This window comes from Micromonospora sp. NPDC000089 (assembly GCF_042899365.1).
Classification (GTDB): Bacteria; Actinomycetota; Actinomycetes; order Mycobacteriales; family Micromonosporaceae; genus Micromonospora.
This window is the reverse complement of the sequence record NZ_JBIAZT010000002.1, coordinates 197762-212046: the sequence shown is the minus strand read 5'-3', so window position 1 is coordinate 212046 and position 14285 is coordinate 197762. Positions and strand designations below refer to the sequence as shown.

Annotated in this window: 11 protein-coding genes, 1 tRNA gene and 1 pseudogene; 5 read left to right on the top strand and 8 right to left on the bottom strand. The window is 72.2% G+C overall.

Annotated features, from left to right (window positions below; all coding sequences use genetic code 11):
- Nucleotides 1-166 precede the first annotated feature (166 nt).
- Nucleotides 167-2014, top strand: coding sequence for a glycoside hydrolase family 15 protein (locus ACFY3U_RS04400; protein ID WP_387194701.1), 1848 nt, complete (start codon nucleotides 167-169; stop codon nucleotides 2012-2014).
- Nucleotides 2015-2113: 99 nt separating this feature from the next.
- Nucleotides 2114-2623, top strand: a complete 510-nt coding sequence (locus tag ACFY3U_RS04395; protein WP_387194698.1) for a hypothetical protein — start codon at nucleotides 2114-2116, stop codon at nucleotides 2621-2623.
- Nucleotides 2624-2665: 42 nt separating this feature from the next.
- Here the strand turns inward: ACFY3U_RS04395 and ACFY3U_RS04390 are convergent, their stop codons facing one another.
- The 7 genes from ACFY3U_RS04390 to ACFY3U_RS04360 form a co-directional block, all read right to left on the bottom strand.
- On the bottom strand, nucleotides 2666-3250 hold the full coding sequence (locus ACFY3U_RS04390; RefSeq protein WP_387194695.1) for a hypothetical protein: 585 nt from the start codon (nucleotides 3248-3250) through the stop codon (nucleotides 2666-2668).
- Between the two features lie 502 nt (nucleotides 3251-3752).
- A tRNA-Val gene (locus ACFY3U_RS04385) sits at nucleotides 3753-3824 on the bottom strand.
- Nucleotides 3825-3899: 75 nt separating this feature from the next.
- Entirely contained in the window at nucleotides 3900-4367 is a 468-nt protein-coding gene (locus ACFY3U_RS04380) for a peroxiredoxin (protein ID WP_387194693.1), read from the bottom strand.
- 84 nt (nucleotides 4368-4451) lie between these two features.
- A complete protein-coding gene (locus tag ACFY3U_RS04375) occupies nucleotides 4452-4892 on the bottom strand; it encodes a DUF3052 domain-containing protein (RefSeq protein ID WP_387194690.1) in 441 nt (146 codons plus the stop codon).
- 112 nt (nucleotides 4893-5004) lie between these two features.
- Nucleotides 5005-7650: a thiamine pyrophosphate-dependent enzyme gene (locus tag ACFY3U_RS04370; RefSeq protein ID WP_387194687.1), complete on the bottom strand. Its 2646-nt coding sequence runs from the start codon at nucleotides 7648-7650 to the stop codon at nucleotides 5005-5007.
- A gap of 51 nt (nucleotides 7651-7701) precedes the next feature.
- Nucleotides 7702-8181, bottom strand: a complete 480-nt coding sequence (locus ACFY3U_RS04365; RefSeq protein WP_387194684.1) for a MarR family winged helix-turn-helix transcriptional regulator — start codon at nucleotides 8179-8181, stop codon at nucleotides 7702-7704.
- A gap of 89 nt (nucleotides 8182-8270) precedes the next feature.
- The gene (locus ACFY3U_RS04360; protein ID WP_387194681.1) at nucleotides 8271-8675 is read right to left on the bottom strand and encodes a YjbQ family protein; all 405 of its coding nucleotides are present in this window, start codon (nucleotides 8673-8675) and stop codon (nucleotides 8271-8273) included.
- A gap of 221 nt (nucleotides 8676-8896) precedes the next feature.
- Here ACFY3U_RS04360 and aceE point away from each other — a divergent pair, with 221 nt between their 5' ends.
- Complete coding sequence (aceE, locus tag ACFY3U_RS04355; RefSeq protein WP_387194678.1) at nucleotides 8897-11641, top strand: pyruvate dehydrogenase (acetyl-transferring), homodimeric type; 2745 nt, start codon at nucleotides 8897-8899, stop codon at nucleotides 11639-11641.
- 139 nt (nucleotides 11642-11780) lie between these two features.
- Here the strand turns inward: aceE and ACFY3U_RS04350 are convergent, their stop codons facing one another.
- The gene (locus ACFY3U_RS04350; protein WP_387194675.1) at nucleotides 11781-12227 is read right to left on the bottom strand and encodes an SRPBCC family protein; all 447 of its coding nucleotides are present in this window, start codon (nucleotides 12225-12227) and stop codon (nucleotides 11781-11783) included.
- Nucleotides 12228-12410: 183 nt separating this feature from the next.
- Here ACFY3U_RS04350 and ACFY3U_RS04345 point away from each other — a divergent pair.
- Nucleotides 12411-12635, top strand: a pseudogene (locus tag ACFY3U_RS04345) (family 1 glycosylhydrolase); the annotation flags it as partial.
- 236 nt (nucleotides 12636-12871) lie between these two features.
- A complete protein-coding gene (gene gltX / locus ACFY3U_RS04340) occupies nucleotides 12872-14281 on the top strand; it encodes a glutamate--tRNA ligase (protein WP_387194672.1) in 1410 nt (469 codons plus the stop codon).
- Nucleotides 14282-14285 lie beyond the last annotated feature (4 nt).

Genomic DNA, 14285 nt, shown 5'->3' with positions numbered 1-14285 from the left:
CCGGGTAACCGAAGGCGACCTGCGGGAAGGCGACCGGACGACGTGATCTGGGCAACGCCGCCCCGGTCGACGTACGCGACGGAGTGGCCGCCCCGCGAAACGCCCTCAAATCTGACGATTCTTCCCCTAGATTGCTCAGCAGAGGGCAGTCGAGACCGGGGGCGACGTGGACACCTATCCGGCGATCGAGGATCACGGGCTCATCGGCGACCTGCAGACCGCCGCGCTGGTGACCTGCGACGGGACGATCGACTGGTTCTGCGCGCCGCGCTTCGACTCACCGAGCATCTTCGCGGCGCTGCTGGACAAGGACAAGGGGGGCTACTTCCGGATCGCCCCGCACGACGTCCACTACGTCACCAAGCAGCTCTACCTGCCCGGCACGCCGATCCTGGTCACCCGGTTCATCAGCGCCGACGGCGTCGCCGAGGTGATGGACTTCATGCCGGTCACCGGGGAGCGGGTCACCGACACGCACCGCCTGGTCCGCATGGTCAACATGGTCCGGGGCAGCATGCGCTTCAAGGTGGAGTGCCGGCCAAGGTTCGACTACGCCCGGCAGGAGCATCGGCTGGAGCGCCACCAGAACGGGTACGTCTTCCGCAGCCCGTCGGCCACGCTCACCTTCAACCCGGTCGACCCGGTGCGGCAACTCCTCGCCCATGGCGGGGACGTCCGCCTGGAGGGCGGCGACCTGGTCGCGTACGGCACGCTGAACGAGGGCGACACCGGCGGGGTGGTGCTGGAGACGGCCGGCGAGGAGCCGCGGATCATCTCGCCGGACGAGGTCCAGGGCATGTTCGAGTGGACCCGGGACTACTGGCGGCGCTGGGTCGAACGGTCCCGCTACACCGGCCGGTGGCGGGAGATGGTCGAGCGCTCAGCCATCACGTTGAAACTCATGACGTACGCGCCGACCGGCGCGATGATCGCCGCGCCCACCGCCGCGCTGCCCGAGCTGGTCGGCGGTTCCCGCAACTGGGACTACCGCTACACCTGGGTCCGCGACACCTCGTTCTCGGTGCACGCGCTGCTCGGCCTCGGCTTCACCGAGGAGGTCAGCCGGTACATGGAGTGGCTGGACGAGCGGATCCGCGAGGCCGGCGACCAGCAGGACCCGCTGAAGATCATGTACCGGGTGGACGGCTCCTCCGACCTGCACGAGGAGGTGCTCGACCACCTGGAGGGCTACCGCGGCTCCCGCCCGGTGCGGATCGGCAACGGCGCCGCCGACCAGCTCCAGCTCGACATCCACGGCGAGGCGCTCTACGCCATGCACCTCGCCGACGAGCAGGGCATCCGGGTGTCGCACCAGGTGTGGAAGAGCACCGTACGGCTGGTCGACTGGCTCTGCCACCACTGGGACCAACCCGACGCCGGCATCTGGGAGAGCCGCCACCACCCCCGCAACTACACGTTCGGCCGGGTGATGTCCTGGGTGGCGCTGGACCGCGCCATCCGGCTGGCCACCCGCACCGGCCGCCCCGGGGACATGACCTGCTGGACCGATCAGCGCAACCGGATCTACGACCAGGTGATGGCCCGCGGTTACCACCGGGAACGCGGCAGTTTCGTGCAGGCGTACGACGAGAACGTGCTGGACGCCGCGCTGCTGGCCATGCCGGCGGTGGGGTTCGTGACGCCGAGCGACCCGCTGTGGAAGTCCACCCTGGCGTCGATCGAGCGGGACCTGGTCTCCGACAGCCTGGTCCACCGGTACGACCCGGTGCACTCCCCCGACGGCCTGCCCGGCCACGAGGGCACCTTCAACATGTGCACCTTCTGGTACGTCGAGGCGCTGGCGCGTACCGGCCGGCTGGACGACGCCCGGCTCACCTTCGAGAAGATGTTCACCTTCAGCAACCACCTCGGCCTGTACGCCGAGGAGATCGCCTCGACCGGTGAGCAGATCGGCAACTACCCGCAGGCGTTCAGCCACCTGTCCCTGATCAACTCGGCGCTGGCGCTGAACGACCTCCTGGACGCCGAGGCCGACGCCCGCCGCCGCCGGTAGCCGTCCCGCCGACCCCGGCCGGCGCACCGTCATCGGCGAGCCTGGACGCGCCGTTCGGGCCCTCGTTTGCGGCGACGCCGGCCTGGGCACAGCACGACGATGGCCGATCCGGAGCTTCGACCGTCCGTTGTGGAGTTTCACCGCTCGCCCCCTCGGTACTGGAAGCTGGCGGTCGTCCTGTTCGCCGGCGCGGCGCTGCTGGCCGGCTACGCGGCATTCACCGGTGAGCCGTGGTGGCAGGTGTTCGTGCGGTTCGGCCTGATCGGCGTCGGTGTCGGGGTCGGGACCCGCTGGGCGGTGCGCCGCGAGGCCCGCCTGCCGCTGCGGTTGACCGACCGGGCGCTGGAGCTGACCGGCCCGGACGGTACGACGCTGGCGATCGACTGGACGAACCTGGCGCGCGCCCGGGTGCAGGGCCGCCTCGATCGACGACTGGTCGTCGAACCGGTCGATCCGCAGCTCACCCGGCCGCCGATGCGGCCGAACCAGTGGGCGGCATCCGGGCAGCGCCGGCCGTACGCGCTGACCGTCCGGCTGGACCGGATGACGCCCGGCATCGATCGCCTGCGCGACGAACTGGCCCGGCGGCTGCCCCCGACGGCATCCTGACCCGCCGGCCGGGCCGGTTCCCCCGGTGCCGGAGCGGCGACGTCACCACGGGCATGGGGTGACGGTGAGGTGTGCGGAGAGCGCGCGGAGGAAGTCGGGCGCGTCGAAGATCGCCCCGGCGGAGGCGACGCCGCTCGTCCGGGTCCGACCATCGAGGATCCGGCCGACCGCCTCGACCGCCAGCGGCGCGCTCACGGCGTAGATGTCCCGACCTGTGGCGGTGACGCGCCGTTCCGCGCCGCCGGAGCGCACCAGGACGTCGACGGTGAAGGTCTGCGCCGAGCGGCCCCGCTCGTCGGCCGCGGTGGGACCCGAGGTGGCGGGGTCCGCCAGGTCCTGCGCCGCCTCGACGGTCAGGTAGGTGCGTACCTCGGGGACGGCCAGGTGGCTGGGCACGGTGACCACGTCCGCCATGGTGAACTCGCCGAAAACCGCCCGGCGGCCCAACGGCGCCGGAAAGTCCCACCCCAGGATGGGCAGGTCGCCCCCGACGTACTCGATCCGGCCGCCGGTGTGGCGGACCCGGCGGCCGTCGCGCCGCCGCCGGGAGACGGCCCCGGCGGCCAGCGTCCCGGCCGTGGGGTGCCAGCTGCTCAGCCCGTACGCGACGTGCGCCTCCTCGGCCAAAGTTCAGCCGGCGTTGACAGCGTTAGGCGGGAGTACGCAGTATGCGCTGGATCGTCTTCCAGTTGCGCGTTGTCACCCGCTGACCGGTCTCGCGCTCGACCAGTGGCCCCGCCGTCCCAGGTCGTCCCCCGACGAGCCGCGTCACGCTGAACACGTCCGGTCCTGCCGCGGCGAACACGTCCACGTCGCCGCGCGGCGACGTCATGGGCAGCGCGCCGCGCCAAGGGGTGGACCACGGCAGGAATGTCACGCACTGTTCGTGTACGTCGGCGCCCCCTACGGCCGAGAAGGGATCCTTCTCGACCAAGCCGGCCAAGTGCTCGACGGTCCGGATCTGGTTGGCTCCGGTCGCCCAACCGTCATGGGATGGCGTGCACCTCACGCGCTCCGTACCCTGACGGCAGGCCCTCGGCAAGCTCGAGGGACGGCTCTCGTAGACATCGTTGCTGTCACCGCCCCGGGAAGCGATCTTCTCGGGGCCGGTTTCACTGCTGGTGAAGGGTGGGCGCGGCAGGTTTCGAACCTGCGACCCCTCGCTTGTAAGGCGAGTGCTCTCCCACTGAGCTACGCGCCCGGAACGCCCCGTACGAGCGGGCCGGAGGTGGGCAAGCTTACCTGCCGGCCTCCGACCCGGTCGAACGAGTACGGCTCAGGCCGCGACCGCGTCGGCCAGCGCCTTGCGCCAGCCCTGCTGGTCCCGGGCCTCGCCGGGCATGTTCATCTCGGCGAACCGGACCACGCCGGCCTTGTCGATGACGAAGGTGCCCCGGTTGGCGATGCCGGCGACGTCGTTGAACACGCCGTACGCCTGGGCGACCGCGCCGTGCGGCCAGAAGTCGGCCAGCAGCGGGAACTGGTAGCCCTCCTGCTCGGCCCAGATCTTGTGGCTGTAGACCGAGTCCACGCTGACGGTCAGCACCTGGACGTCGTCGTTGACGTACTCGTTGAGGTTGTCCCGCACCTCGCAGAGCTCGCCCTGGCAGACGCCGGTGAAGGCGAGCGGGTAGAAGACGAGCAGCACGGTGCGGTTGCCGCGGAAGTCCGAGAGTCGGACCTCCTGGTTGTTCTGGTCCTTGAGGATGAAGTCCGGCGCCTCGGCGCCAACCTCGATCGGCATGCAAGCTCCTCGGGAGTTCGAGTCTCGACGGCGACAGCCTGCCACACCCGACGGCGGTCGCCGCCGGGTCGGGGAAGCTTCCGGCTACTTCTTGTTCTTCGACCCCCGACGCAGCACCAGGCGGGCGCCGCTCCAGTCCCGGCCGGCATTGATGGTCGAGGTCTGCTGGAGCCCAGCGGTCTGCGCCGACTCGGCGATCTCGCTCGGCTCGACGTGGCCGTCCCGGCCGGCCTTGGGGGTCAGCAGCCACACGACACCGGCGTCCGCCAGCGGGCCGAGGGCATCGACGAGGAGCTCGAAGAGGTCACCGTCGCCCTCGCGGTACCAGATCAGCACCGCGTCGACCACCTCGTCGGTGTCCTCGTCGACCAGGTCTCCTCCACAGCGGTCGGTCAGGGCGTCCCGGAGTTCCTGGTCGACGTCGTCGTCGTACCCGATCTCCATGACGACCATCCCCGGCTCGAGTCCGAACCGGTCCGCCAGGACACGTACCCCGTCGGCGGCCTGACCAGCGGTCGCGCTCACTGTCGCATGCCTCCTCATCTCATCCCTGCTCGCGGCGTCGCGCCGACGCCGTCCGGCAAAGTCCACACACTGTTGCCGCCCCGCGCAAGTGGCGCACCGGGTGGAACGGAATTTACCGTGCCAGCAGCGTACGGGCACCCTGGGTAATGGCATCCTCCGAGACCAGAACCTGACGTGCCGCCGGACCTAATGGTACAAACGAGTCAACTGCGGCCACTCGCCGCGCCGCGCCCACATATCCGGCGTCCACCAGCGCCGCGATGATCCCCTCGCCCACCCCGCCGGAACGGCGCGTCTCGTCCACCACCAGCACCCGGCCGGTCGCCGACGCCTCCCGGATCAGGTCCGCCACCGGCAGCGGCGCCAGCCAGCGCAGGTCCACCACCCGGGTGCCGATCCCCTCGTCGGCCAGGGTGGCGGCGGCCCGCAGCGAGAGCCGTACCCCGTTACCGAAGGTGAGGATCGTGACGTCCTCGGCCGACCCGACGCCGTAGACCCGGGCCCGGCCGATCGGCACGTGGCCGGCTGCCCACCCGCCCGGCTCGGCGTACTCGGCCTGCCACTCGCCGTCGCCCGGCGCGTACAGGTCGCGGGTGTGGTAAAGCGCGATCGGCTCCAGGAACACGCACACGCTGCCATCCACCGCCGCGCTGGCCAGGCAGGTCCGCAGCATGGCCGCGGCGTCGTCCGGCCGGGCCGGCACCGCGACCACCAGGCCCGGCACGTCCCGGAGTACGGCCACCGAGTTGTCGTTGTGAAAGTGCCCCCCGAACCCCTCCTGGTACGCCAGCCCCGGCACCCGGACCACCATCGGGTTGCGGAACGCCCCGGCCGAGAAGAACTGCATGCTGGCCGCCTCGCCGCGCAGCTGGTCCTCGGCGTTGTGCAGGTACGCCAGGTACTGGATCTCCGGCACCGGCAGCAGCCCGGCCAGCCCCGCGCCCAGCCCCAGCCCGAGCACCGAGGTCTCGTCCAGCAGGGTGTCGAAGACCCGGGCCGGGCCGAACCGCTCCCGCAGCCCCTTGGTGACCCCGTACACCCCGCCCTTGGCCGCCACGTCCTCGCCGAAGACCGCCATCCCGGGGTGCTCCAGCATGCCGTCGGCGAGCGCCGCGTTGATGCTCTGCGCCAGGGTGAGCGGGCCGGCCAGCTCCGGCGGCTTCCCGCCGAACAGCTCGGCCCGGGCGCCCGCGTCGGGCCCGGCGGCCCGGGCGCCCGACTCCGCCACCGCGGTGGAGACCCGCAGCGGCCGGCGCGGCGCCAGCGGCGCCACCACCTCGGCCGGGCTGTCCAGCTTCGGCTCGGCCAGCACCTCCTCGGCCAACCGGCGCACCTGCCAGCCCCGCTCGTCGTACCGGGCGAGCAGCTCCTCGCCGGTCGCCGTACCCGACTCGACCAGCAGCCGGGCGGTGGCCAACAGCGGATCGCGGGCCTCGGCGGCGGCGATCTCGGCCGCGCTCCGGTACGCCGACTCGGCGTCCGCGCCGGCGTGCCCGAGCAGCCGTACCGTCCGCAGGTGCAGCACCGCGGGGCGGCGGTGCCGGCGCACCCAGGCCGCCGCCTCCACGGACGCGGCGTACGTGCCGGCCGGGTCGGACCCGTCGGCGGAGAAGTACCGCAGGCCGGGGCGGGCCCGCAGCGTCCGCTCGACCCAGCCCTCCGGCGAGCGGACGCTGATTCCCAGCCCGTTGTCCTCGCAGACGAACAGCACCGGGATGCGCAGCCCGGTGTGGTCGTACCAGCCGGCGGTGTTCAGGGCGGCGGTCGCGCTGGCGTGGTTGACCGAGGCGTCGCCGAAGGAGCAGACCACGATCGCGTCGCGCGGCCAGGGCGGGCGGGGTTCGCCGTCGCGGCGGCCGGCGGTGTCCAGCCGGCGCAGTCGCTCCAGCGCCAGGCCGAGCCCGACCGCGCGGGGCAGGTGCGAGGCGATCGTCGAGGTGGTCGGCACGACGGCCAGGTCCGCTCGGCCGAACACCTTGTGCCGGCCCCCGGCGATCGGCTCCCGGGCGGAGGCGACCATCCCCCGCAGCACGTCCCGGGCGGCATCGGTGAAGGCGTCCTCCGGCCCGGTCGGATGAGCCGCATCCGCACCGGCGACCGACTCCGCATCGGCGCCGGGCTCCGGGCCGGCGGCCGGCTCGACCGGGATCGGCTCGGTCACCCCGTCGGCGCCGACCTGGTACGCGGCCCGCCCGGTCGAGGGCGCGGGCGAGGCCGGGGCGACGGCCGTCGATCCCACCGTGGATTCCGGCGTACCGGCGCCGTCCGGCTCCCCGCGGGGCCCGGCCGGAGCGTGGGCGGCGACGCCCGGGACGGCATCCGTCCCGCCAGCCGCGCCCGGACCGGCATCCCGGCCGCCCCGGGCGGCATCCGCGTCGGCGGACCGTTCGGCGCCGCCTGGCGGATCGGCGTCGGGGAACTCGCCCGCGGCCTGGGCGGCGCGCAGGCAGTAGAACGCGCCGGAGCGGTAGTGCAACAGGGCCGGGTCGGTGGGCCGGAGGGCGGCGGCGACCGCGGCGTTGGCCTCGTGGCCGGCGGAGCCGATCGTGTAGTACCCCTCGTCGAAGCTGCGCAGCCAGCGCCCGGCCAGGTCCAGCTGGCGGCTGGTGACCTGGGCGTCGAAGACGGCGAGCAGCTGCCGCCCGGTCAGCTCACGGTGGGCCGGGGGGTCACCCCGCAGCTCGGGTCCGGGCAGCGCCCCCAGGGTCTCCCGGAACCGGTCGTCGAGATCTTGCGGGCTGGTCACGTCCGACAGCATTACCGACGAAGGGCCGAGTCGCCCAGTCAGACACGATTCACCCGGCCGCCGTCACGCCGGGTCGCACTCCGCCGGGCAGCCGCCGTCCGAAATCTTCCACACCAGCTCGCGCAGGGTGTCCAGCTCGTCCGGGCGGAGCCCGGCCAGCAGCCGGGAGTCGGACAACACCTCACGCACCCGCGCGCGCGTCCGGCGACCGGCCTCGGTGACCACCAACGTCTTCTGCCGACGGTCGGCCCGGTCCACCCGCCGCTCGACCAGCCCGGCCTGCTCCAGCTTGTCGACCAGGGCGGTCACGTTGGACCGGTCGCAACCCAGCTGCTCGGCCAGGTCGCGGGTCGGCAGCGGGTGCTCCGGGTCCAGCTCGGCGAGCGCGCGGGCGACGGCCGGGGTCAGGCCCAGCTCGACCACGCCGGCGTCCTGGTGGTGCCGCAGGGCGGCGGCGAGGTGCAGGAGCCGGCCCACCACCTCGCCGGCGACCTCCGGGCGGTCGCCCGGGTCGGCCCCGGAGGGCCGTGGGCTCCGCGTCATCCCGCCAGCGTACGTCGATCATCCCGGCCCGGGTGGCCACGCCGCCGCGCACCCGGGGGCGCTCCGGCCGGTGGGCCCGGCGCGCGGGATCAGCCGGGGAGGAAGGAGAAGCGGACCTGGCGGTCCGGGTTGTCGCCATTGGGGTCGACCAGGCAGATCGACTGCCAGGTGCCGAGCTGGAGCCGCCCGCCGAGCACCGGCAGCGTCGCGTACGGCGGGACGAAGGCCGGCAGCACGTGGTCGCGCCCGTGGCCGGGCGAGCCGTGCCGGTGCCGCCACCGGTCGTCGGTGGGCAGCAGGTCGTCGAGCGCCCGGAGCAGGTCGTCGTCGGAGCCGGCGCCGGTCTCGATGATCGCCAGCCCGGCGGTGGCGTGCGGCACGAAGACGTGCAGCAGGCCGTCGCCCTGGCCGGAGACGAACCGCTCGGCCTCGGCGGTGATGTCCCGGACGGTCGGCCGGGACCCGGTCCGGACGGTGATCACCTCACTGCGCATACGGCGCATTCTGCCGCATCGGCTCAGCAACCGCCGCCGCTGCCGCCGTCACTCCCCGTCCGACGGGCCGCCGTGATCCGGCTGGCCCGGGGCAGCGGAAAGTTACCGATGGGTACCTGTGTTGAGCGTCGCGCTGGGGGGACCTGGACGTGACGGCGACGCCCACCAGGGGGCAGGATGGTGCTAGAGACCTATCCCACACACCAACCGAGGGAACGCCTGTGGCTACGGAACGCAAGCGCCCGGTGATCACCGCTGGTCTGCCGAGCCAGCTTCCGGACATCGACCCCGAAGAGACCGGCGAATGGGTCGAGTCGCTCGACGGCGTGATCGACGAGCGCGGCACCAAGCGCGCCCGCTACGTCATGTTGCGCCTGCTGGAGCGGGCCCGGGAGCGCCAGGTCGGGGTGCCGTCGCTGACCACCACCGACTACATCAACACCATCACCCCGGAGCAGGAGCCCTGGTTCCCCGGTGACGAGCACGTCGAGCGGCGGATCCGGGCGTACGTCCGGTGGAACGCCGCGATGCTGGTGCACCGGGCCCAGCGCCCGGAGATCGGCGTCGGCGGGCACATCTCCACCTTCGCCAGCTCCGCCTCGCTCTACGAGGTGGGCTTCAACCACTTCTTCCGGGGCAAGAACCACCCGGGTGGCGGCGACCACATCTTCTACCAGGGCCACGCCTCCCCCGGCATGTACGCGCGGGCGTTCCTGGAGGGCCGGCTCTCCGAGGACCAGCTGGACGGGTTCCGGCAGGAGCTGTCGCACCCCGGCGGCGGGCTGCCGTCGTACCCGCACCCGCGGCTGATGCCGGACTTCTGGGAGTTCCCCACCGTCTCCATGGGTCTCGGCGGCCTGAACGCCATCTACCAGGCGCGGTTCAACCGCTACCTGCAGCACCGGGGCATCAAGGACACCTCCGACCAGCACGTCTGGGCGTTCCTGGGCGACGGCGAGATGGACGAGCCGGAGACGCTCGGCGCGATCGGGGTGGCCGCCCGCGAGGAGCTGGACAACCTCACCTTCGTGATCAACTGCAACCTGCAGCGGCTGGACGGGCCGGTGCGCGGCAACGGCAAGGTCATGCAGGAGCTGGAGGCGTTCTTCCGGGGCGCCGGCTGGAACGTGATCAAGGTGGTCTGGGGCCGCGAGTGGGACCCGCTGCTCGCCGCGGACACCGACGGCGCGCTGGTCAACCTGATGAACACCACCCCCGACGGTGACTACCAGACCTACAAGGCGGAGTCCGGGGCGTACGTCCGGGAGCACTTCTTCGGCCGCGACCAGCGGACCCGCAAGATGGTCGAGCAGCTGAGCGACGACGAGATCTGGAACCTCAAGCGGGGCGGCCACGACTACCGCAAGCTCTACGCGGCGTACAAGGCGGCGACCGAGCACACCGGGCAGCCGACGGTCATCCTGGCCAAGACGATCAAGGGTTGGACGCTCGGCTCGCACTTCGAGGGCCGCAACGCCACCCACCAGATGAAGAAGCTGACGCTGGAGGATTTGAAGACCTTCCGCGACCGCCTCTACCTGGACATCCCGGACAAGGCGCTGGAGGACAACCCCTACCTGCCGCCGTACTTCACCCCGGGTGAGAAGTCCGACGAGATCGCGTACCTCAAGGAGCGGCGCCAGCAGCTCGGCGGCTACCTGCCGTCCCGGCGGACCAGCACCAAGCGGCTGACCATCCCCGGCCCGGAGCGGTTCGCCGACGTCAAGCGCGGCTCGGGCAAGCAGAAGGTGGCCACCACGATGGCCTTCGTCCGCCTGCTCAAGGACATCATGAAGGACAAGGAGTTCGGCAAGCGCTGGGTGCCGATCATCCCGGACGAGGCCCGCACCTTCGGGCTGGACTCGATCTTCCCGACCGCGAAGATCTACTCCCCGCACGGCCAGCGGTACACCTCGGTGGACCGGGAGCTGTTCCTGTCGTACAAGGAGTCGACGGCCGGGCAGATCCTGCACGAGGGGATCAACGAGGCCGGCTCGGTCGCCTCGTTCACCGCCGCCGGGTCGGCGTACGCCACGCACGACGAGCCGATGATCCCGATGTACATCTTCTACTCGATGTTCGGGTTCCAGCGCACCGCCGACGGGCTGTGGGCGGCGGCCGACCAGATGGCCCGCGGCTTCCTGCTCGGCGCCACCGCCGGGCGGACCACGCTCAACGGTGAGGGCCTGCAGCACGAGGACGGCCACTCGCTGCTGATCGCCGCCACCAACCCGGCGGTGGTCGCGTACGACCCGGCGTTCTCCTTCGAGATCGCGCACATCATGGAGACCGGCCTGCACCGGATGTACGGCGACGCGCAGGAGAACGTCTTCTACTACCTCACCGTCTACAACGAGCCGATCCTGCAGCCGGCCGAGCCGGAGGGCGTGGACGTCGAGGGCATCGTCAAGGGCATCCACCGGTACTCCCCCGCGCCGCAGGTGGACGGGGACGCGCCGCGGGCGAACATCCTCGCCTCCGGCACCGGGATGCAGTGGGCGCTCAAGGCGCAGCAGCTGCTCGCGCAGGACTGGGGGGTGGCCGCCGACGTCTGGTCGGTGACCTCCTGGACGGAGCTGCGCCGCGACGCGGTCGAGTGCGAGGAGCACAACCTGCTGCACCCGGGCAGCGAGCCGCGGGTGCCGTACCTCCAGCAGAAGCTGGCCGACGCGGACGGCCCGAAGGTCGCGGTCAGCGACTGGATGCGGGCGGTGCCGGATCTGATCGCCCGCTGGGTGCCCGGTGACTACACCTCGCTCGGCACCGACGGCTTCGGCATGTCGGACACCCGGCACGCGCTGCGCCGGCACTTCCACGTGGACGCCGAGTCGATCGCGGTGGCCACGCTGCGCCAGCTCGCGCTGCGCGGCACGGTGCCGGCGAACGTGCCGGCCGAGGCGGCCAAGAAGTACGCCATCGACGACGTGAACGCCGCCCCGGTCGGCGAGACCGGCGGCGACAGCTAGTCCCCGCGTACGCGACAGAGGGCCCGGCGCACCATGCGCCGGGCCCTTCGTCAATGCCGTACGCCAAGCGGCGGTGGCCGGCGTCCCTGGCGGGGAGGCCGGGCCACCGCCGTCGCGGGTGGCGCCAGGACGTGGCCGGTCAGCCGACGGCGGCCAGATCGGTGAGCCGGGCCAGCGAGTCCTCCAGGTCGGCGCCGACCCGACGCAGTCCGAGCCGCAGCATGGCGGCCTTGACCGGACCGGCCGGCCAGCGGACCACGATCAGCCGGACGATGGTGCCGCCCTCCTCCTCGTCGGCGGTGAGCTGGACGTAAATTTCGGTACGGGCCTCGGCTCGGGCGCCGGCCCCCTTGGCCCGTTCCCGCCAGCCGATCAGGCCCGGTTCCTGGTAGGCGATCACCTCGGCCTCGTGCGCCGAGCCACGCCCGGCCTGGACCAGCTGTCGCCGCCCGAAGCCCTCTCCGGAGAGGACCTCGGCCGCGCGGACCCCGGCCAGCCAGGCCGGCAGCTGCTCGGCCCGCTGGACGACGTCCCAGACCACTTCCACCGGCGCCATCACGTGCGCACTGCGTTCCACGAGGATCATTTCCGTCTTCCCCCACTGAGGACATCCGCGATATTCCGCACTGTATGCGCAAAATTGGACGTACCAGGACGTGTTCGGTAAAGACACGCCGAAAAGCCTTGCGCCCCGATCGCCGTCGGCCTATGGCGCACGGCGGGTCAGCGTCCGAGAGCCCCGAGCACGCTTCGCGTTTCGGGAGGGCCCATGACCACCACTCCGCCGCCCGACTTCCCGCCCGGATTCCGCTGGGGAGTCTCCACCTCCGCGTACCAGCTCGAGGGCGGCGCCGACGCGGACGGGCGGGGACCCTCCATCTGGGACACCTTCGCGCACACCCCCGGCCGGGTCGCCGACGGCAGCACCGGCGACGTGGCCTGCGACCACTACCACCGCTCGGGCGAGGACGTCGCGCTGCTGGCCGCGCTCGGCGCCGCTGGCCGCGGTGCTGGCCAACCCGCTCGCCGGGGCGCTGTCCGACCGGACCTGCCCGCGGCTGGCCGGCCGCGACTGGGGCCGCCGGCGACGCCGCGTCCTGCCCGCACTTTCCGAGAAAGCGTGCTCATTCGGGGCCGGATAGGCACGCTTTCCCGGAAAGTGCGCGATCACCGGGGTGGGGGTGGGGTGGGGTGCGGAAAGCGCTGGCCGGTCGCCGTAGGGTGGGGGGCGTGACGGTACGTGTGCGATTCGCCCCCTCCCCGACCGGTATGTTCCACGTCGGCGGCGCCCGCTCGGCGCTGCAGAACTGGATCTACGCCAAGCAGCAGGGCGGGGTGTTCGTGCTGCGCATCGAGGACACCGACGCGGCCCGCAACAAGCCCGAGTGGACCGAGGGCATCCTGTCCGCGCTGGACTGGATCGGCATCGAGCGGGGCAGCTACGAGGGCCCGCACTTCCAGTCGGAGAACGCCGGTGAGCACCGCGCCGCCGCGCAGCGGCTGCACGAGGGCGGCCGGGCGTACTACTGCGACTGCACCCGGGAGGCCGTCCAGGCCCGCACCGGCTCGCAGTACCAGGGCTACGACGGCTTCTGCCGCGACCGCGGCCTCGAGCCCGGCGAGGGTCGGGCGCTGCGCTTCCGTACGCCCGACACCGGCGAGACCGTGGTGGTCGACCTGGTCCGCGGCGAGCCGACGTTCGAGAACAAGCTGATCGAGGACTTCGTCATCGCCCGGGGCGACGGTTCCCCGGTGTTCCTCCTGGCCAACGTGGTCGACGACATGACCATGGGGATCACCCACGTGATCCGGGCCGAGGAGCACCTGCCGAACACCCCCAAGCAGCAGCTGCTCTGGGACGCGCTCGGCGTCAAGCCGCCGATCTGGGCGCACGTGCCGGTGGTGGTCAACGAGAAGCGGCAGAAGCTCTCCAAGCGGCGCGACAAGGTGGCCCTGGAGGCGTACAAGGACGAGGGCTACCTCGCCGCCGCGATGCGCAACTACCTGATGCTGCTGGGTTGGGCGCCGTCCGCCGACCGGGAGATCGTGCCCTGGTCGGTGATCGAGGAGGAGTTCCGGCTGGAGGAGGTCAACCCCTCCCCCGCCTTCTTCGACGAGAAGAAGCTGCGCGCGTTCAACGGCGAGTACATCCGGGCGCTGCCGGTGGACGAGTTCGTCGCGGCCTGCCAGCCGTGGCTGACCGGCACGGACACCATCGCCCCGCCGCCGTGGCAGCCCGAGGAGTTCGACGCGGACGCGTTCGCCGCGGTGGCGCCGCTGGCGCAGACCCGGATCGCGGTGCTCAGCGAGATCGTGCCGAACGTCGACTTCCTCTTCCTGGCCGACCCGCTGATCGACGAGGCCGCCTGGGCCAAGGCGATGAAGGAGGGCGCCGCCGAGCTGCTGGACGCGGCGATCGAGGCGTACCAGGCGGTCGGGTCCTGGGACGCCGAGACGCTGAAGGCCACGCTGGAGGCGGTGGGCGCCGAGCGCGGGCTCAAGCTGGGCAAGGCGCAGGCGCCGGTCCGGGTCGCGGTGACCGGCCGCACCGTCGGGCTGCCGCTGTTCGAGTCGCTGGAGGTGCTCGGCCGCGAGCGCACCCTGACCCGGTTGCGCGCCGCCCGGCTCCGGCTCTTCTGAGGGG

Excerpts from the sequence above, each read along its gene's own strand:
- ACFY3U_RS04380 (WP_387194693.1), bottom strand. The coding sequence starts at position 4,367 with ATGCCGATCGAGGTTGGCGCCGAGGCGCCGGACTTCATCCTCAAGGAC.
- ACFY3U_RS04360 (WP_387194681.1), bottom strand. The coding sequence starts at position 8,675 with ATGCGCAGTGAGGTGATCACCGTCCGGACCGGGTCCCGGCCGACCGTC.
- ACFY3U_RS04350 (WP_387194675.1), bottom strand. The coding sequence starts at position 12,227 with ATGATCCTCGTGGAACGCAGTGCGCACGTGATGGCGCCGGTGGAAGTG.
- ACFY3U_RS04370 (WP_387194687.1), bottom strand. The coding sequence starts at position 7,650 with ATGCTGTCGGACGTGACCAGCCCGCAAGATCTCGACGACCGGTTCCGG.
- ACFY3U_RS04395 (WP_387194698.1), top strand. The coding sequence starts at position 2,114 with ATGGCCGATCCGGAGCTTCGACCGTCCGTTGTGGAGTTTCACCGCTCG.
- ACFY3U_RS04365 (WP_387194684.1), bottom strand. The coding sequence starts at position 8,181 with ATGACGCGGAGCCCACGGCCCTCCGGGGCCGACCCGGGCGACCGCCCG.